Origin of the sequence: Gramella jeungdoensis (assembly GCF_023805255.1) — a bacterium.
GTDB lineage: Bacteria > Bacteroidota > Bacteroidia > Flavobacteriales > Flavobacteriaceae > Christiangramia > Christiangramia jeungdoensis.
Genome location: NZ_JAMSCK010000003.1, coordinates 230642 through 248501 on the forward strand (window position 1 = coordinate 230642; position 17860 = coordinate 248501).

A 17860-nucleotide genomic window follows, 5' to 3' on the forward strand; every position below is an offset into this window, starting at 1 on the left:
GCAATAATATGAGACTCGTATACAAAATATTTGTTTACGTTTACTTGCGTTTGTAAACGTTTGTAAACGGATAAAGCATCCTTCACAGTGAATTCCGGAATCCAATTTTTACATAAATATTCACTAAATTCACGGCTCTATAATCGCGCGACTATGAGCATTGATAAGGCATATGATGAATGGTCCGGGCAGTACGACACCAACAAGAACAGAACCCGGGATCTTGACGAAATGGTCACAAAGAACATTCTGAAAGATATTCCCTTTAGTAAAGTTCTTGAACTTGGCTGCGGAACGGGGAAAAACACCCAATGGCTCAGCAAACATGCTGATGAAATACTCGCAGTAGACTTTTCAGAAAAGATGCTGGAAATAGCGAAAGAAAAGGTCACTGACTCGAAGGTGAGATTCCAAAAAGCAGATATCATAAAAGACTGGGACTGGACTTCAGTAAAATACGATCTTGTTACCTGCAACCTTATCCTTGAACATGTTGAGGAGCTCAAACCCGTGTTTGAAAAGGCCTTTTCCAACCTGGAACATCACAGTTATTTTTTTGTTTCTGAATTACATCCCTTTAAGCAATATAAAGGCACTAAAGCAAGGTTTGAAAGCACAAATGGAAAAATCGAGCTAGAAACCTATACCCACCATATTTCGGAATTCATATCAGCTGCCAACGATGCAGGATTTGAACTTGAAAAACTAAATGAATGGTTCGATGAAGACCTGCGTGAAACACCAAGATTAATAAGCTTTCTATTTCATAAAAAATGATCGCAAATACACCCCGCCCGCCTTATTATGCCGTGATCTTCACTTCCATAAAAAAAGAAGCAGATATTGGCTATCACGAAATGGCCGTAAAAATGGAAGAACTTGCTAAAGAACAGCCTGGTTATCTTGGTTTCGAATCGGCCAGGGAAGAACTGGGAATAAGCATTTCCTACTGGAAAGACCTGGGAAGCATTAAAAACTGGAAGGCCAATTCAGAACATCTTATAGCCCAGAAGTTAGGCAAAAAAGACTGGTATAAGGCTTATAAAATCCGGATTGCCAAAGTAGAAAGGGACTATAATTTTTCGATCTAAAAATTAGTACGCAACCATTTCCCATTTTAGTCATCTCATTAAAAAGAACCTGATCATCCAGATAAAAAAATAAAATGAGAACTTACCTAAATCTATTTTTTGCTTTCCTATTTATAACGATGAACACTTCCTGTAATGAAGACGATGTGGAAGTAGATTGTATTACCGGCGAGGCAGCTATTATCAATGAGGTGGAGGCACCAGAAACTGCTAAAGTTGGCGAGGTAGTCTCGATAGAAGTCACATTTTCTATGAAAAACACCTGTGGGAGCTTTGCAGAATTTAAGGAGAGTTCTACCGAAGAAGGAAAGATCATTAAAGTTTTAGTGAGTTACTTTGGCTGTACCTGCGGCCAGGCAATCATAGAAGACACTCAAAGCTATGAATTCACTCCCGAATCTGCAGGAGTTTATCAACTGAATTTCCGGTCTTCCACTTCCGAATTGACCACCATCAATATTGAAGTGACTGAATAGCCCTAAGATCTGATCTTAAAACATTAATTCCATTTTTTATTTATATTTAAGAATGGAAAAAACCTGTCTGGAATGCGGAGAGAAAATAATAGGCAGAACCGATAAGAAATTCTGTAGTGACTATTGCCGCAATTCCCATCATAATAAGGCTAATAAGGAAACATCAAACCTTGTTAGGAATATAAATAATCTACTTCGGCGAAATCACCGAATCCTGGAGAGTCTGAACCCCACAGGTAAAACCTCTGTTAATAAAAGTAAACTGCTTTCCCGCGGATTTGATTTTGAACACTTCACCAGCATCTATACTACAAAGACTGGCAACCAGTATTTCTTTGTATATGACCAGGGTTATCTTAAACTGGATAATGATTATTATGCTCTGGTAAGGAAAAATCAATAGTTTTTTTAAACGATACAGTTATAAAATACCCCGAAAATGGTATGTGTGCTAAGTTCATTTTTACTAGTTTAACCCGCAGTTTTAATTTTAATGATTGCCGAAAGAATCTACCATAGCCAGAAAACTTCAATAATCTACACATATGAAACCGTTTATCACCCAATTCTTAACTACAGGGTTTTTGATTTTTGTAAGCCTTCCTGTCCTAGCTCAAAATGAGGAAAAAACTATCCTGGGATTATGGTATAATTCAGATAAATCAGCAAAAGTGGAAATCTACAAATGCAAGGATGTAAAGAATGAATATTGCGGAAAAATTGTATGGCTTGAAGAACCCACAGACGAAGCTGGAAAACCAAGGTTAGATAGGAAAAATCCGGATGTGGAACTACGAAGCAGGCCCGTGATGGGAATTCATTTAATGAGTGGTTTTGAGTACACGGGTGGTAGTGAATGGGAAGATGGGGAAATATATGACCCGGAAAAAGGAAAAACTTATGCTTGTAATATGAAATTACAAGAGAATGGAGAACTCGAGATAATCGGTTACATAGGTTTCTCACTAATGGGACGCAAAATGGTTTGGACAAGGGCCGAGTAAACTTTATGTTCATATAAAGAGAAATTAGCATTTCTTTCAGACAATCAATGGTTTAGGCTTTCTATATTTCGGCCATGAAAAGGATATTGCCTGTTTTAGTTTGCCTGTTCAGCTTTTATATGATGTGGTCCCAAAACCCTGCGGATTATAAATGGGAAAATAGAGCCGTGGTGGTTTTTACCGATTCTGCTAACTCTGAAAAATTCGAAGCTCAGAGAAAGGAACTAATAGCTGATATGAAAGGCTTTGAAGAAAGAAAGCTCGTGCTTCTGCACTCCACACCGGGGAAGTTCAGGAGAAGCCTGCCTGTAGACTCTGAATGGATAGAAAATATGGAAATCCATAATGAAATGCTGGATAAGGATTCAGACTTTGAAGTGATCCTGATTGGCCTGGATGGTAGTGTAAAATTAAGGCAGAGGGAACTTCTTGAGGCCAGGTATCTTTTTAATCTTATAGATTCCATGCCTATACGCCAGGCCGAAATAAAAAGAAATAATTATTAGAGCTGAAATAATGGATCATGGAACATTTGTTCGTATACGGGACATTGCAGGATAAAAGAATTCAGCAAAAGTTGTTTGGTAGATCTGTAGATGGCAAAGATGATCTCCTTTCAGGCTATGAAAAATATCGTATAAGAATCCCTGATAATCCCTCAGGAATTTTCTACCCGGCCATAAAATCTTCAGCAGACCAAAAAAACATCGTGCAGGGCACATTGCTTCAACTAGATCGAGAAGAGCTTATAAAGGCTGACCGATATGAGGGTAATTCATATTTACGTAAGAAACTTAATCTGGAATCTGGAATTACGGCCTGGGTATACGTGGCCAAAAGTTAAATCAGTGATGCCAGTTTTGACCTTTAAGTTTTAAAGCGGCATACAATACGTCTCTCTGACTTATTTGCCCTATAAGTTTCCCATTCTCCACAATTGGAAATCTCCTAAATTTCAACTCTATAAACTTTTTGGCGGCATCCATCACATTCATATTCCCGTCAATGGTTTCCACCTTACAGTTCATTCGTTTACCCACCGTAAGATCGGCCATGGGCATATTATAATAGCGGCTGTCTGAGATTTGTTTCATGCAGTCACCTTCAGAGATTATCCCCAGCAATTCGTTCTTTTCATTTACAACACAACCTCCGGAAATACCATGCTTGATGAGTTTTTCCATCACATCCATGATATTTTCATTCTCCCTGAAGGTCACCAGGTCTGAAGTCATATAATCCCTTACTAAAATCGGTACTTCGGCAGGCTTTTCAGGCTCTGCTCTTTTTCCCATGAAACTTTTGATTCCCATTATTTAAAGCTTTTGATTCTTAATTACTTAAATATACTAATTTTTAGTTTATACTAAGCTTGCTTATTTTGATAGCAGGAATAATCAAAAAACTTGGTTAACTTTAAGATTTCTGAACCTAATTGCATGAATAACAAGTTTACCGGCTTATTCGCCTTCCTTCTGATAATTATTATGGTATGGCTTAATTTCAATTTTGATCAGCCAGAATTCGACCCCGATGCAAATAAATCTCAAACAGAATTTTCCACAGTCCGCGCCTTTGAACATGTTAAGGCTATAGCGCAGAAACCACATTATGTGGGGAGTCCTGCTCATAGCAAGGTAAGGAATTACATCGTTGAGCAGTTACAGGAAATGGGGCTGGAAGTACAAACACAGGAGGCCTATAACCTGAATGAAGAAGGTGTGCTGGCAAAGCCTCAAAATATTCTGGCAAGGATGAAAGGTTCAGGCAATGGAGATGCTTTAGTGCTTATGAGCCATTACGACAGCGCTACGCATTCTTCTTTGGGCGCCAGCGATGCCGGTAGTGGGGTGGCAACTATTCTTGAAGGAATAAGAGCCTTCAGGGAAAAGAATTCTTCTCACAAGAACGATATCATTCTACTTTTTACCGATGCTGAAGAACTTGGACTGAACGGTGCAGCTCTCTTTATTGAGGATCATCCCTGGGCGAAAGATGCAAAACTCGCTCTTAATTTTGAAGCCAGGGGAAGCGGAGGGAATCCGTTTATGCTATTAGAGACTAATGGAAAAAATGCGCGGCTTATCGAAGCCTTTAAAGAAGCAGGTCCCGCTTATCCCGTAACAAATTCCCTCGCCTACAGCATCTATAAAATGCTGCCCAATGACACCGATCTAACGGTACTCAGAGAGCAGGCCAATATCAATGGCTATAATTTCGCATTTATAGACGACCATTATGATTATCACACGGCGACCGATATTCCTAAAAACCTGGATATGGAAACGCTCGCGCATCAGGGAAGTTATCTAATGCCCCTTCTTGGTTACTTCAGCGACAAGGATCTTAATAATTTAACCAGTGACCGGGATCTTATTTATTTCAGCCTGCCATTCGGTGAATTTTTCACATATCCTTTTGACTGGATAATGCCAATGCTTGTACTGGCCATTATTATTTTTCTAGGGCTGATAGTTTATGGGTTCAAAAAAGAAAGACTTCGGTTAAAAGACATATTTCAGGGGTTTCTTCCTCTCATTTTAAACCTTGTTGTCTCCGGATTAATTATGTGGGCCTTCTGGAAGTTCTGTCTTTATATCTATCCTGAATATCCTGAAATGGAACAGGGTTTCACTTACAATGGATATATATACATAGCGGTTTCTATTTTCCTAGCTCTTTCGGTAAGTTTTATGCTGTATCATGCCTTTAGAAAAAAGACAAAAGCAGCTTCTGTTTTTATAGCTCCTCTTTTTACCTGGCTTTTCATCTGTTCGCTTATCGCGGTTTATTTAAAGGGTGCTTCCTATTTCATAATCCCTGTATATTTTGGCCTGCTTCAGCTTTTTATAATGATAAGACAGAAGAAACCTAACAGGTTGTTGATGGCCCTGTTATCGGGTCCGGCAATATTCATTCTTCTGCCCTTTATTTGGAGTCTTCCAGTAGCCCTGGGCTTAAAAATGCTCTTTGTCACCGCGATTCTGACATGCCTGCTATTCTTTTTATTTATCCCTGTTTTCACTTATTTCAGAAAACTGAAATCCTTCGCGGTGCTTTGTTTTCTGACCTTCAACGTGCTGATCTTTACCGCTCACTTTTATTCCGATTTCAATGCGGAACGGCCAAAACCGAACAGCCTCGTTTATCTTAAAGACGTGGATAAAAATAAGGCGACCTGGTATTCCTATGACCAAATGATTGATGATTGGACCGCTGAGATTTTTGGTCAGGATCCAATTGAGAGATCGAATACCGAATCCAATTTTAGTAGTAAATACGGAAGTGCTTTCAAATATAGAAACGAAGCTCCTTTGATCGCCATTCCCGAACCGGGAGTAATCCTGGAAAAGAAAGGCATAGACAGTCTTCAAAATCGGTTATACTCCCTTAAGATAGCTCCGAACAGGCAGATCAACAGGATAGAACTATATGAAACAAAAGATGTTGATTTTAAGGAATTCAAAGTAAACGGGCTTGAAGCTGATGATATTTATCTCGGGGAGAACGCATTTCATATGTTCAAAAGGCGATGGAAAGAAAGACTCCTCACCTATTATGCTGCCAATCAGGATACCCTGAGAATTGAATTCAGTATAGACGGGGAAGACGAACCAGAATTTGTACTTTACGAGTCGGCATACGACCTTATTGGGAATAAGGATTTGAAGGTTGAGGAAAGACCGGATGGAATGATCCCGAAACCTTTTATTCTTAACGATGCGACAATTTTAAAGAAAACAATACACTTAAAAAACTAGGATGAAAATTGCAATACTGGGATGTGGATGGCTTGGACTGGAGTTGGGAAAAAGACTAAGAAAACAGAATCATGAAGTAAAAGGCTCAGTGACCAGGATGGAAAGAATGGGAGAGTTAAGAACCGCGGGGCTCATCCCTTACTCGATAAAACTATACGAAAAAGGCGTACAGGGAGATATCAGGTCTTTTCTTTCTGGAGTTAACGTTCTTATTGTAGATATTCCACCGGGACTCCGGAAAAACCCTGAAATCGATTTTGTAAAGAAGATCAGGAATCTCATCCCCTATATTGAAAAAGCTTATGTGCAAAAAGTGATCTTTACAAGTTCAACCTCGGTTTACCAGGATATGGAAGACTTCCCTATATATACGGAAGAAGATAAAACAGATAATTCGAACAATACTGCAATACAGCTTCGAAATACTGAGCTGCTTTTTTTGAACAATGAGAACTTTGACGCCTCTGTTTTAAGATTTGGAGGTTTAATCGGAAGTAAAAGACACCCAATAAAACATCTTTCTGGCCGAAAGAATGTCAAAAATCCGGATGCACCTGTAAACCTGGTTCACCAGGAAGACTGTATCTCGGCCATTCTCATATTGATGGAAAAACAAAAGGATAATTCGGTCTGGAATGTGGTTTACCCTGAACATCCGTCAAAAAAAGACTATTATTCAAAAGTCGCTTCAGAAAAAGAGCTACCGAAACCAGAATTTGAACATTCCAAAACATCAAAGGGGAAAAAGATAAGTTCGGAGAAGATCATAAAAGAATTAGGTTTTAAATTTAATAATCCAATAGCTTAAATTTATTCTTTATAGTAGACACTAAACTCTGCATTTATTAGCTTAGACTTCGACGGATCATTTGCATTGAAAGCACGGTAATTCATTATCCCTTCAATGTGATACCCCGAATCTAAAATAATTTTTATGGTTCCTATATCAGAGCGGTAGGCATCCGAATTCCATGAAACCCCGTGTTCAAAATAGTGGCAATAGTTGTGATTCCTACTAGTTCCAATATAATAGATCCCCGGACCGTAATATTTTTGTATAAAACCGCCCATAGCCTGCATATTCTTTCCACCTTCTTCTATCGAAGCTCTAACTTTCAATGCAGAGAATGTATTTTTATCTTTATCAATCCAGGTATAAATTTCGGCCTCCACCTCGTGGTTAAGAAACTCAGATCTCTGGTTTTCTACTAGCCAGTCTTCCTCGTCAATTTTTGCTCTAAAGTACTCTTCTATTAATATGAATGGCTCATCGGCAACCTCTATTCCAGGCTCTTCGATAAATTCTTCAACTTCGTCTGCCTCGCAGGATAAAAAGATGACAAAGAGTATAAAAAGGACGGATAATCTAAGATAAAAATACATGACCCCGAAGTTTAGATTGAACAAACTGCAGGGTCTTAAGTATATTAAGATAAAACTTTAAGTGTTGATTATCAATGTTTTATAAATTTTTTCGATAAAAGAAATAAAAAATCAGCCCCAAGTGGGGCTGACATTTATAGAGTTCAAATTTTTCTTACTTATTTATGGATTATAAGCTTCAGCATAGGGTGACCAGATCTCGTACATTGGGTCTCCTTTCGAGCTTTTTCCTGAGTGATGCCAATCACCATCCTTAACTTCATAATCAAAACCAAGGCTCGCTCCTACCCTGCTATTATCCCTTGAGAAGAATTCGATATTTTCGGTATATTTTCCATTTTCAGCGGTATAGGTCCCTCCTCCTGTACCAAAGAATTCGCGCGTCTCGGAATTAAAGGCTACCCACTGGAAACGGTCACCTCCAAGAATTTTTATCGTCCTACGGTCACCAGGGGTCATTCGGCTAAGCTCACCATCTCTTTTTCTTCCCGTAATAACCCAGTTACCGCTCAGGTCATTTTCATTATCTGAAATTCGTTCCCAAATCTCATCCTGAGTTACATCGTTGATCTCTATCTTATTGTTACCATCCAAAAATGTAAGCTTGGGATCCAGGGTCTCTCCAACCTTTTCGGGGTATTCCGTATGAAAATCAAGGCTTTCGGTATAATCGCCGGACTCATATTCTCCTCCCTGCGCCCACAGAAATTCATTAGATCCTGACTTCTTTGCTCCTTCGGCAAAATAACCATCCTGATAAATTCTTATCACCTCCTTATCGGTTATCTCTTTTCCATTTTTCTCGATAAGCTTCCAGGAACCTTCCAGGGATTGCGCATAGAAAGCAGTACTAAATAAGAAAACTGATAATAAAATTATTCTTCTCATAACTTATAAGTATTTGATACTTATAAATTTAAAAAGAATACTTCCAAATAGCGTTAAAGCTTTATTAAGCTACTTTTTCTCCCCGTATTTATCGTATTCAGGATACAGGAAGTTATTATAAGGGAAACGGGTTATATGTATCTTTCTTACGGCTTCGTATACCTTTCTTCGGAAATCTTCGAGGTTCTCCTTATTTAATGCTGAAATGAAAAGGACATTATCTCCCAGCCTGTTCATCCAGGTCTTTTTCCATTCTTTTAATGAATAATGAGCTGAAGTTTTTTCGGTGATCAGGTCATCCTCGTCCAGCTGCTCCGGTTCATAGGCGTCAATCTTATTAAATACCATCAACGTAGGTTTTCCGAGAGCTTCTATCTCGGAAAGAATCTGGTTAACCGAATCTATATGCTCTTCAAAGTTAGGATGAGAAATGTCCACCACATGAAGCAGAAGATCAGATTCCCTAACCTCATCCAGTGTAGATTTAAACGACTCCACAAGCTGGGTAGGCAGTTTTCTGATGAATCCTACCGTATCGGTAAGCAGGAAGGGTAAATTGCGAATCACAACCTTCCTAACGGTCGTATCAAGCGTGGCAAAGAGTTTATTTTCAGCAAAGACCTCACTTTTACTTATTACGTTCATTAGTGTAGATTTTCCCACATTGGTATAACCTACCAGCGCAACCCTAACCAACTGGCCACGGTTACCTCTCTGAACTTCCATCTGTTTGTCGATGGTTGCAAGTTTCTTTTTAAGGAGACTGATCTTATCCCTAACGATCCTACGGTCGGTTTCGATCTCGGTTTCACCCGGACCACGCATTCCAATACCACCACGCTGTCTTTCAAGGTGAGTCCACATTCCGGCAAGCCTAGGGAGTAAATATTCATATTGAGCCAGCTCTACCTGTGTACGCGCATAACTGGTCTTGGCTCTTTGAGCGAAAATATCAAGGATAAGCCCTGTTCTGTCCAGGATCTTACATTTCAGTATCTTTTCAATATTCTTTTGCTGAGCGGGAGAAAGTTCATCATCAAAGATCACCGCCCCGATCTCTTCCTCTTTAACGAACTGTTTTACATCTTCCATCTTACCCGATCCAATGAAGGTCTTTGGATTAGGCACATCCATTTTCTGGCTAAAACGCTTTATAACCTCTCCTCCCGCGGTATAGGTTAAAAATTCCAGTTCATCCAGGTATTCCTCAAGTTTGTCTTCATCCTGTTCCCTGGTAACAATACCAATAAGAACGGCTCTTTCAAAGGATAAGTCGGTTTTTTCAATCATAAGTACAAAGGTAATCAATAGATAGCTTTTGCATCCCAGCCTTACTTACTTCAACAAAAATTTAACTGAAAAGCAAAAGCCTGCAAAATTTACAAGTTTGCAGGCAGTGTATAAGTTCTAATTTAGTGTGTTCCTAAAACCCGTAATTAATTCCGAGTCCGAAGACTTCTCTTATCTGAAAAGCGCCAACAGCATTATCATCATAGATAGCCTGGAAGAGTAAATTTGCAGACAGGTATTTATTGATTCCCATTTCAAGGTTCATCAAATAATCTATATCCACATTGCCCGGTTCTTCCAGATAATTGGAATAAAGGCTCAGGGAATTTTGCATATTCACATTTTCAAGCAATTCAAAATTCGCCAGGGCACTTAAGGATGCTCCAAATTCAAATCTGGTGCTTTCTCCAGCGTCTACTCCAAAATAATCGCCATCTACATAATCTGCTCCCGAAGTGAATTTATCGTCAACAATAATCAGCCTCGCTGTTGCCGGAGCAAGATTGACCATTAGATCGTCACTTTTTTTCCACATGATTCCAGGCCCGGTCTGTAAGTATCCAGGTGAAAGGAAGTGCGTGGTTTCAGTACGAAGGGTTTCTCCCGTATCGGGATCTTCACTAAACACATAACCCTTCGCAAACTGGGTTCTGAAATTAAGGAACCAGGAATAATAAAAGTTGGTCTCTTTTATCTGTTTACCCGCAATCGAATTGATCTCCAGCCTGTCACTGGTCTTTCTTGCAAAATCATCATCCTTTACCTTGGTAAGACCATAGTTTCCAATAATCTTATTATCCCAGGTAAAATCATCCATTCGATAATTAAAATCGTAGTTTACCGTTAAGTTTCCGGCGATACTCGAGGTTCCTCCTCCGGTCCATTCCTTATTAAAGGCTGACTGGTTAAAGAGCAACTGAATATTTCCTTTGGTATTCCACCCGTTAGGAGGGATTGAATCTTTTTCTTTTTTATCCTGGGCTTTAACAACGCCTATTGATGAAAGGATTAAAGCGGCAAGTAAAAATTTCTTCATAACTATTTTTTTGGTTGTTTATATAAAGGAACCGAGGAACAAGCCTCACCATACATAAGGCTTTTCACTATCGGTTGCAGTTTATTTATAAGAAATAGATATGCGTTTTTAGGTACAAGCTTATTAGAACAACCTTTTATGATAACTGGCTTGTCCTTTAAATCGGAAACATCGAGTTTATCAATTACCTCCTGATAGAGATGACTTTCAAGGTTTTCAAGATCCCCGATCACAACTTTTTTAGCATACGGCTGAAGATATGTCGTAATAAGCATATATGCCCATGCCGGGACTATTGCATCGGTAGAACAGGTGAGAGCGATATACTTGTCACCATACTGTGACCAGTCATGTTCCTTCGCCTGATCCCTGAAATCTTTTTCACGCAAAACAAAACCTTCATATAACCACTGGCTGAGATCAAATAGAATACGTTCTCCCTTTGGATAATGATCTTCCAGGTTAAAGGTTATCAGTTTACTTTGCGCTACGCGATTTAAAATTTCTTCAGCCATTATGAATAATTATAAAAGTCCCAGCTCCAGTTTAGCTCCCTCACTCATCAGATCCTGGCTCCATGGCGGATCAAAGGTTATTTCAACCTCACAATCCTTAACCATATCCAGAGATTTTACCTTCTCTTCTACCTCCATAGGAAGAGATTCTGCAACGGGGCAGTTTGGAGTGGTAAGGGTCATTAATATTTTAACATCATAATCGGTACTTACCATCACATCGTAAATAAGCCCTAATTCATAAATGTCTACCGGAATCTCCGGGTCATAAATCGTTTTGAGAACGGTAACGATCTTCTCTCCCAGTTCCTGTGTATTTATTTCCTGTTCCATTTTAATTCAGTTGAGTTTGATATGCCACTGCATACATTTTAAGTTGTTTTATCATGCTTACAAGTCCGTTGGCTCTTGTAGGCGATAAATGCTCTTTTAAACCAATTTCATCTATAAAGGCGGTATCAGCCTCAATGATCTCGGATGGGTGCTGATTAGAAAATACCCTTATAAGGATAGCCACGATACCTTTAGTGATAATAGCATCGCTATCGGCGGTAAACGCAAGCTTATCCCCATCGAGTTCCGCATGAACCCAAACCTTACTCTGACAACCTTTAATAAGGTTCTCATCAATCTTATATTTTTCGTCAATCAGAGGTAGTGATTTCCCTAGTTCTATCATATATTCATAACGCTGCATCCAGTCATCGAACATGGAAAACTCATCGATTACCTCCTGTTGTTTCTCCTGTATCGTCATATCTCAATTTTAAGCAAAAGTACAATAACAAGTACTGCTATTCAACATTTTCTGCCAATCTTAAGATAGCTTCAATTAATGGTTTGATAGTAGTGGGCGCATTACCGTGATCGAACGAATTAGTCTTATAAATGGTATCATTCTTACGAATGCTTAAAATAGCGTGTGGAGCTGCATCAGATGCTCTGGCATCGGAGGGCGCTTTTAACTGGCTGATCTTCGAAACTTCCACTCCTTCAAGTTTTTCCAAAAGCTCACTCCACTGATTTACTTTTAAATTCATAGAAGATTCAGAACTGTTTAATCCCGATGATTTTATTTCAAGGCTATCCGGCGAGACCTTATAAATGGTAGAAGAACCTCGGGTAAAAGTTTCGTAACTGATATAGGTTATTGAAGTCTGCTCAGATTGTTTACAATCATTCGCAGTGAAGATCATTAATATTATGGCTATAATTGAAGTTCTCATATCTTTCGTTTTAGGAATTAATGCATAATACGAAAAAAGGCGCCACGAGGGCGCCTCTTTTATATATAATTAACTCAATGTTAATCGGCCATTGTCGCACGGAAACCTCCGTTAGCAAATACACTAAGCATTCTTGATTTCTGGCCTTCGGTAAACATGTTCAAACAAGGATCATCTGAATAATCCATGAAGTTCATGGTCATATCGGCCGTTCCACAGTTAATCGTTGGATAGCCCGGACATCCACGGCTAGGAGCATCAGAATCTGGAGTATCATCTACATAATCTGTAGCTCCACATCCGCCATCGCCCCAGATATGACGAAGGTTCAACCAGTGACCAACTTCGTGAGTCGCTGTTCTTCCGGTAGAATACTGAGTCGTCCCTGTAAATCTGTGATCAAGGACCACCCCGTCTGTAGACCAGCTTCCGCCCGGGAACTGCGCATAACCAAGAATATTTCCACCTCTGTATGGCATGTTGCTAACCACCCAGATGTTTAAAAACTCCTGTGGGTTTACAACATCAGAACCATCACTTGAAGAAAATTTCATGCTATCGTCTGGTCTCCACTGACGTTTTTTCGTTTTTACACGAATTACATCTTCCAGAACGAAGCGTATATCAATATTCGCTTCAACTGCTGAAAACTCAGAAGGAATAGTGTTTCTTCCAGGGTTTTGAAGGTTAAAATCTTCATTCAAAGCATCAACCTGCTCCTGAAGCTGCGAAAGAGGAATATTCTCATCGCTGGAATTGTACAATACATGAAAAACGACAGGGATTTCAATTTTCCCATCGGCTGCAAGACGTTTTGTCCATCCGTTGTTGATAGCTTCTTTGGTATGCTCTTCAACAGCAGCCATCTTAGTTGCCAGTTCGGGGTTTTCAGCGAGCTTATCTCCTAAAACGCCCATGGTTCCACATTGATCTTCAGCGATTGCAAGAGATTCTTCCTGCGGTAAAGCCATAGTCTCTTCTGCAGCTTCATCTGCAGACTTTTGACAGGAGGCAAAAACTAAGGTTAAGGCCGAGGCCAGTAAATAAATTCTTTTCATTTAAAAAGTTTTGGGTTAATGAATTGTTTCCTGCCGACAACATTAGATGTATAGGTCAAAAAATATTAACATTGCCGACTTTCTAATTGTTTGGTTTAAGCTTAAACATTTTGACACTTTTTCGAAGTTTTTTCGAAAAATACTCGCCGAATATAGCTAAAGTTTTAAGCAATCCTTAACAGGATAAAAAAGAATTATTAACACAAAAAGGTATTTCATCGCAAAAGGAGGTTCTTTTAACGATGAAAATGTTAAGAAAATGTAAGAATTTTATTGAAGCATCATCTTGGCTTTCTTTACCCCTTCTATAAATCTATCTACCTCATCATGAGTATTATAAAAGGAAAAAGAAGCTCTCACGGTGCCCGGTATTTTGAAGAAGTCCATTACAGGTTGGGCACAATGATGACCTGTACGAACGGCAATTCCCATTTTATCCAGAAGAGTCCCTATATCATAAGGATGTAAGCCTTCAATGTTGAATGAGATCACGGCTGTTTTCTCGGCAGCTTCGCCATATATTTTCATGCCATCGATCTCCTTAAGCTTCTGGGTGGCATATTCAAGTAGTTCATACTCATAGGCAGCAATCTCATCGTAACCTATCTGGTTCATATAATCCAAAGCCGCACCAAAGGCAATTCCCCCACAGATATTTGGAGTTCCAGCCTCGAACTTATGGGGCAGACCGGCATAGGTGGTTTTTTCAAAAGAAACAGTGGCGATCATTTCGCCACCTCCCTGGTATGGAGGGAGTTTTTCAAGCCAGTCCTCTTTCCCGTATAAGATGCCTACCCCTGTAGGGCCGCACATCTTGTGAGCCGAAGCAACATAAAAATCAACATCCAGGGCCTGCACATCGGCTTTGATATGAGGAGCCGCCTGGGCTCCATCAATTAAAACGGCCGCATCAACAGAATGCGCTTTTTCAATAATATCAGCTATGGGATTAACACTCCCCAGGGCATTGGATACATGATTTACAAATACCAGCCTCGTATTCTCATTAATAAGTTTTTCGTATTCCGAATAAATGAGCTCCCCCTTTTCATCCATAGGGATTACTTTAAGAACGGCACCTGTCCTTTCACATAGCATCTGCCAGGGAACTATATTGGAATGATGCTCCATAGCAGAAACAATAATTTCGTCACCTTCTTTCAGAAATTCAGAAAATCCGCTGGCAACCAGGTTTATCCCATGAGTAGTACCCGAAGTGAAAATGATCTCATATGCTTTTTCGGCATTGAAATGCTTTTGAATCTTTATCCGTGCCTGTTCATATTTATCAGTTGCCTCCTGTGAAAGGGAATGAACCCCACGATGAATATTCGCGTTATAATTAGAGTAATAATCTGAAATTACATCTATGACCTGCTGTGGAGTCTGGGAGGTCGCGGCATTATCAAAATAAACCAAAGGATAGCCATTAACCTTACGGTTAAGAATTGGAAAATCCTTACGGATCTTTTCAACCTCAAAAGTCTTTGCCTGAGTTTGATGACTCATCCTGAATGGTTTTAGATATTAAAGTTACAGATTAAAGCCCAGATCAACTTCAAGTTTTGAAGCGATAAGTTTATTGATCCTCTTTTTAACTTCTGGGATCTTCACGCTTTCAAGCACATTATTGGCAAAAGCGTACATCAATAAACCTCGGGCCTCTTTACGCGGAATTCCTCTTGATTGTAGATAGAACAAGGCTTCTTCGTCCAGCTGACCAATGGTACAACCATGGCTACATCTTACATCATCTGCAAAGATCTCTAACTGAGGTTTTGAATTGATGGTAGCCTTGTCGTCTGCCAGTATATTATTATTAGCCTGATATGCATTGGTTTTCTGAGCTTCCTTCTCCACCACAACTTTTCCATTGAAAACTCCTGTAGAGCGGTCTCCAAAGATCCCTTTATAATCCTGGTGGCTTTCACAATTAGGCTCAATATGATGCACAAGTGTATTATGATCTACATGTTGTTTATCTTCTATAATGGTCACACCCTTCATTGTAGAATCGATACGCTCACCTTTCTGATAAAAATTCAGATTATTCCTGGTTAGCTTTCCACCAAATGAGAAAGTATGAACAGAAACAGTGCTTTCACCCTGCTGCTCAATAAAGGTATTGTCGATTAAAGATGCAGAATCCTTATCGTTCTGGATCTTATAATAATCTACAATCGCTCTTTTGTCAGCATAGATCTCGGTCACCGAATTTGTAAGAACAGGATGATCTGTCAGACTTTGATGTCTTTCGATGATCTGAACCTGAGAATTCTCATCTACCACGACAAGATTACGTGGCTGAAGAAGTAAAGCTGACTCATTTCCGGTTGCAAAATTGATGATCTGGATTGGCTTATCGGCCTGCTTGTTCTTATGAATATGGATAAATGCTCCTTCTCTTGCAAATGCAGTATTAAGAGAATTAAGTCCCGATTTTGGCGCCAACTTATTGAAATAATTTTCAATTACAGGGCGGTATTTATCGCTATTCAAAGCGGAAGACATCAGGCATACATCAATCTTATCATGCGTGGTTTGTGAAAGATGAGAAGAATAGATCCCATCTATAAAAACCAGATCGTAAGTATCGATATCATGAATAAAATATTTTTTGACATCCTTATAATCTATCGCGTCTTCCTTCTTCGGAAAAACACTATAATCATGCTTTAAGATCGAGTTAAGCGATGTATATTTCCAGTTCTCATCCTTTCGGTTCGGAAAACCAAGGTTCTCAAAATCCTTGATTGCCTGATTCCTGATATTATAAATACCATTGTCTGTATCCAGTCCTTCTTCAAAGGCAAAAAATGATGAGATAAGTTTATCTTTTAATTCCATTTTTTTAAAGTTTAAAGCTGAAAGCGCTAAGCTTCTATTTCAACTTTGATTTTAATCCTCGAATTAATTAGTAATTCTCAAATTAATTAAACTGCTTTTTCCTGCTTCACCCAGTCGTAACCTCTTTCTTCGAGTTCATAAGCAAGCTCTTTTCCACCTGACTTCACGATCTTACCATCTACCATTACATGAACCACATCTGGAACGATATAATTAAGCAGTCTCTGGTAGTGAGTAATAAGCAATACCCCATTGTCTTCTCTACGCAGTTTGTTTACTCCATTGGCCACTACTTTAAGAGCATCGATATCCAGACCTGAATCTGTTTCGTCCAGAATAGAAAGTTTAGGATCCAGCATAGCCATCTGGAAGATCTCATTACGCTTCTTTTCTCCTCCTGAAAAACCTTCATTAAGAGAACGTGAAAGAAACTTTCTGTCAATTTCCAGCATCTCCGCTTTTTCACGAATCATTTTCAACATTTCGTTGGCAGGCATATCTTCCTTTCCGTGGGCCTTGCGCTGAGCGTTGATCGCTGTCTTAATAAAGTTGGTCACCGATACACCCGGAATTTCCACCGGGTACTGAAAAGAAAGGAAAACACCCTTATGTGCTCTTTCTTCAGGATCAAGCTCGGTAAGATCCTCTCCTTCAAAAAAGATCTCTCCATCGGTCATTTCATATTCCTCTCTACCGGCTATCACAGACGACAAAGTACTTTTTCCTGAACCATTGGGGCCCATGATCGCATGAACCTCACCTGGTTTGATCTCAAGGTCTATTCCCTTAAGTATTTCCTTATCTTCTATGCTGGCGTGTAAATTCTTTATTTTAAGCATTTCTATCGATTCTGAATCTGCCTTAGGCAGAAGTTTAATTTTTCCTTTTTTATTCTTTTATCGTGTCTGAAACATTTTCTGCTTCGGGAACTTCAATTATTTCTCTGATCTCAATAACCTCATCCCATCCCTCCTGTTGAGGATTTGGGAGGATCTTTGCTTTCACAGTTACCGGGATCATATCAAAGTCATCAGATTTTAAGGGAGCTACTTTTCCGGCGAGTATCTTCGAAAGGGAGTCCATAGTTACTCCATAAACAAAATCCTCTCCTCTTATAACCGCCGCGTTTGTCCCATATACGATCTCTCCTGTTAAAACCTGAATGCTGTCAGTAACTTTTTCTGTCTCTGGTTGTTCCATCAACTCCTTTCTGTCTTCATCCTGACAGGAGAAAAATATCAGTGTTAATAATAATACTCCTAATAACCTCTTCATATCAAGTCCA

General features: G+C 39.3%; 23 protein-coding genes. 9 read left to right on the forward strand and 14 right to left on the reverse strand.

The features are described from left to right. Positions 1-153 precede the first annotated feature (153 nt). From NE848_RS08665 to NE848_RS08695, 7 genes are all read left to right on the forward strand, one after another. A complete protein-coding gene (locus NE848_RS08665) occupies positions 154-777 on the forward strand; it encodes a class I SAM-dependent DNA methyltransferase (RefSeq protein ID WP_252112523.1) in 624 nt (207 codons plus the stop codon). After that, positions 774-1091, forward strand: coding sequence for an antibiotic biosynthesis monooxygenase family protein (locus NE848_RS08670; protein ID WP_252112525.1), 318 nt, complete (start codon positions 774-776; stop codon positions 1089-1091). The genes NE848_RS08665 and NE848_RS08670 overlap by 4 nt, the downstream gene beginning before the upstream one ends. Positions 1092-1165: 74 nt before the next feature. Then, positions 1166-1567, forward strand: coding sequence for a hypothetical protein (locus tag NE848_RS08675; protein WP_252112527.1), 402 nt, complete (start codon positions 1166-1168; stop codon positions 1565-1567). 52 nt (positions 1568-1619) lie between these two features. Then, a complete protein-coding gene (locus tag NE848_RS08680) occupies positions 1620-1970 on the forward strand; it encodes a hypothetical protein (RefSeq protein WP_252112529.1) in 351 nt (116 codons plus the stop codon). Between the two features lie 142 nt (positions 1971-2112). Beyond that, positions 2113-2571, forward strand: a complete 459-nt coding sequence (locus NE848_RS08685; protein WP_252112531.1) for a DUF2147 domain-containing protein — start codon at positions 2113-2115, stop codon at positions 2569-2571. A gap of 74 nt (positions 2572-2645) precedes the next feature. Continuing rightward, a complete protein-coding gene (locus tag NE848_RS08690) occupies positions 2646-3077 on the forward strand; it encodes a DUF4174 domain-containing protein (protein ID WP_252112533.1) in 432 nt (143 codons plus the stop codon). A 17-nt stretch (positions 3078-3094) separates the two neighbouring features. Continuing rightward, positions 3095-3415, forward strand: a complete 321-nt coding sequence (locus tag NE848_RS08695) for a gamma-glutamylcyclotransferase family protein (protein ID WP_252112535.1) — start codon at positions 3095-3097, stop codon at positions 3413-3415. A gap of 1 nt (position 3416) precedes the next feature. On the opposite strand, the gene NE848_RS08700 is transcribed toward NE848_RS08695, so the two are convergent. After that, positions 3417-3884 (reverse strand): CBS domain-containing protein, encoded by a 468-nt coding sequence (locus NE848_RS08700; protein ID WP_252112537.1) that lies wholly within the window; start codon positions 3882-3884, stop codon positions 3417-3419. 126 nt (positions 3885-4010) lie between these two features. On the opposite strand from NE848_RS08700, the gene NE848_RS08705 reads away from it, so the two are divergent. Next, positions 4011-6332, forward strand: coding sequence for a M20/M25/M40 family metallo-hydrolase (locus NE848_RS08705; protein WP_252112539.1), 2322 nt, complete (start codon positions 4011-4013; stop codon positions 6330-6332). 1 nt (position 6333) lies between these two features. Next, positions 6334-7140 (forward strand): Rossmann-fold NAD(P)-binding domain-containing protein, encoded by an 807-nt coding sequence (locus NE848_RS08710; protein WP_252112541.1) that lies wholly within the window; start codon positions 6334-6336, stop codon positions 7138-7140. Positions 7141-7142: 2 nt separating this feature from the next. Here the strand turns inward: NE848_RS08710 and NE848_RS08715 are convergent, their stop codons facing one another. The 13 genes from NE848_RS08715 to NE848_RS08775 form a co-directional block, all read right to left on the reverse strand. Continuing rightward, on the reverse strand, positions 7143-7715 hold the full coding sequence (locus NE848_RS08715) for a hypothetical protein (RefSeq protein WP_252112543.1): 573 nt from the start codon (positions 7713-7715) through the stop codon (positions 7143-7145). A 162-nt stretch (positions 7716-7877) separates the two neighbouring features. Further along, the gene (locus tag NE848_RS08720; protein ID WP_252112546.1) at positions 7878-8603 is read right to left on the reverse strand and encodes a hypothetical protein; all 726 of its coding nucleotides are present in this window, start codon (positions 8601-8603) and stop codon (positions 7878-7880) included. Between the two features lie 69 nt (positions 8604-8672). Continuing rightward, entirely contained in the window at positions 8673-9893 is a 1221-nt protein-coding gene (hflX, locus tag NE848_RS08725) for a GTPase HflX (RefSeq protein WP_252112548.1), read from the reverse strand. A gap of 133 nt (positions 9894-10026) precedes the next feature. After that, positions 10027-10929: a DUF3078 domain-containing protein gene (locus NE848_RS08730; RefSeq protein ID WP_252112550.1), complete on the reverse strand. Its 903-nt coding sequence runs from the start codon at positions 10927-10929 to the stop codon at positions 10027-10029. A 2-nt stretch (positions 10930-10931) separates the two neighbouring features. Then, the gene (locus NE848_RS08735) at positions 10932-11444 is read right to left on the reverse strand and encodes a DUF2480 family protein (RefSeq protein ID WP_252112552.1); all 513 of its coding nucleotides are present in this window, start codon (positions 11442-11444) and stop codon (positions 10932-10934) included. Between the two features lie 9 nt (positions 11445-11453). Beyond that, positions 11454-11777, reverse strand: a complete 324-nt coding sequence (locus NE848_RS08740; protein ID WP_240097339.1) for a DUF59 domain-containing protein — start codon at positions 11775-11777, stop codon at positions 11454-11456. Position 11778: 1 nt separating this feature from the next. Further along, entirely contained in the window at positions 11779-12201 is a 423-nt protein-coding gene (locus NE848_RS08745) for a SufE family protein (RefSeq protein ID WP_252112554.1), read from the reverse strand. A 37-nt stretch (positions 12202-12238) separates the two neighbouring features. After that, the gene (locus NE848_RS08750) at positions 12239-12670 is read right to left on the reverse strand and encodes a hypothetical protein (protein WP_252112556.1); all 432 of its coding nucleotides are present in this window, start codon (positions 12668-12670) and stop codon (positions 12239-12241) included. Positions 12671-12750: 80 nt separating this feature from the next. Next, positions 12751-13728 carry a zinc metalloprotease gene (locus NE848_RS08755; protein WP_252112558.1) on the reverse strand — a complete coding sequence of 326 codons (978 nt, stop codon included), beginning with the start codon at positions 13726-13728 and terminating at the stop codon, positions 12751-12753. Positions 13729-13998: 270 nt separating this feature from the next. Next, positions 13999-15237, reverse strand: a complete 1239-nt coding sequence (locus NE848_RS08760) for an aminotransferase class V-fold PLP-dependent enzyme (RefSeq protein WP_252112560.1) — start codon at positions 15235-15237, stop codon at positions 13999-14001. 24 nt (positions 15238-15261) lie between these two features. After that, on the reverse strand, positions 15262-16575 hold the full coding sequence (sufD, locus tag NE848_RS08765) for a Fe-S cluster assembly protein SufD (RefSeq protein WP_252112562.1): 1314 nt from the start codon (positions 16573-16575) through the stop codon (positions 15262-15264). Positions 16576-16661: 86 nt separating this feature from the next. Next, a complete protein-coding gene (sufC, locus tag NE848_RS08770; RefSeq protein ID WP_252112564.1) occupies positions 16662-17414 on the reverse strand; it encodes a Fe-S cluster assembly ATPase SufC in 753 nt (250 codons plus the stop codon). Between the two features lie 49 nt (positions 17415-17463). Continuing rightward, entirely contained in the window at positions 17464-17850 is a 387-nt protein-coding gene (locus NE848_RS08775) for a hypothetical protein (RefSeq protein WP_252112566.1), read from the reverse strand. Between the last annotated feature and the right edge of the window lie 10 nt (positions 17851-17860).

Coding starts and splice junctions, on each gene's coding strand:
- NE848_RS08670 (WP_252112525.1), top strand. CDS start 774: ATGATCGCAAATACACCCCGCCCGCCTTATTATGCCGTGATCTTCACT.
- NE848_RS08695 (WP_252112535.1), top strand. CDS start 3,095: ATGGAACATTTGTTCGTATACGGGACATTGCAGGATAAAAGAATTCAG.
- NE848_RS08710 (WP_252112541.1), top strand. CDS start 6,334: ATGAAAATTGCAATACTGGGATGTGGATGGCTTGGACTGGAGTTGGGA.
- NE848_RS08755 (WP_252112558.1), bottom strand. CDS start 13,728: ATGAAAAGAATTTATTTACTGGCCTCGGCCTTAACCTTAGTTTTTGCC.
- NE848_RS08745 (WP_252112554.1), bottom strand. CDS start 12,201: ATGACGATACAGGAGAAACAACAGGAGGTAATCGATGAGTTTTCCATG.
- NE848_RS08775 (WP_252112566.1), bottom strand. CDS start 17,850: ATGAAGAGGTTATTAGGAGTATTATTATTAACACTGATATTTTTCTCC.
- NE848_RS08760 (WP_252112560.1), bottom strand. CDS start 15,237: ATGAGTCATCAAACTCAGGCAAAGACTTTTGAGGTTGAAAAGATCCGT.
- NE848_RS08665 (WP_252112523.1), top strand. CDS start 154: ATGAGCATTGATAAGGCATATGATGAATGGTCCGGGCAGTACGACACC.
- NE848_RS08680 (WP_252112529.1), top strand. CDS start 1,620: ATGGAAAAAACCTGTCTGGAATGCGGAGAGAAAATAATAGGCAGAACC.
- hflX (WP_252112548.1), bottom strand. CDS start 9,893: ATGATTGAAAAAACCGACTTATCCTTTGAAAGAGCCGTTCTTATTGGT.
- NE848_RS08690 (WP_252112533.1), top strand. CDS start 2,646: ATGAAAAGGATATTGCCTGTTTTAGTTTGCCTGTTCAGCTTTTATATG.
- NE848_RS08750 (WP_252112556.1), bottom strand. CDS start 12,670: ATGAGAACTTCAATTATAGCCATAATATTAATGATCTTCACTGCGAAT.
- NE848_RS08720 (WP_252112546.1), bottom strand. CDS start 8,603: ATGAGAAGAATAATTTTATTATCAGTTTTCTTATTTAGTACTGCTTTC.
- sufD (WP_252112562.1), bottom strand. CDS start 16,575: ATGGAATTAAAAGATAAACTTATCTCATCATTTTTTGCCTTTGAAGAA.
- NE848_RS08735 (WP_252112552.1), bottom strand. CDS start 11,444: ATGGCTGAAGAAATTTTAAATCGCGTAGCGCAAAGTAAACTGATAACC.
- NE848_RS08740 (WP_240097339.1), bottom strand. CDS start 11,777: ATGGAACAGGAAATAAATACACAGGAACTGGGAGAGAAGATCGTTACC.
- NE848_RS08730 (WP_252112550.1), bottom strand. CDS start 10,929: ATGAAGAAATTTTTACTTGCCGCTTTAATCCTTTCATCAATAGGCGTT.
- NE848_RS08705 (WP_252112539.1), top strand. CDS start 4,011: ATGAATAACAAGTTTACCGGCTTATTCGCCTTCCTTCTGATAATTATT.
- NE848_RS08700 (WP_252112537.1), bottom strand. CDS start 3,884: ATGGGAATCAAAAGTTTCATGGGAAAAAGAGCAGAGCCTGAAAAGCCT.
- NE848_RS08675 (WP_252112527.1), top strand. CDS start 1,166: ATGAGAACTTACCTAAATCTATTTTTTGCTTTCCTATTTATAACGATG.
- sufC (WP_252112564.1), bottom strand. CDS start 17,414: ATGCTTAAAATAAAGAATTTACACGCCAGCATAGAAGATAAGGAAATA.
- NE848_RS08685 (WP_252112531.1), top strand. CDS start 2,113: ATGAAACCGTTTATCACCCAATTCTTAACTACAGGGTTTTTGATTTTT.
- NE848_RS08715 (WP_252112543.1), bottom strand. CDS start 7,715: ATGTATTTTTATCTTAGATTATCCGTCCTTTTTATACTCTTTGTCATC.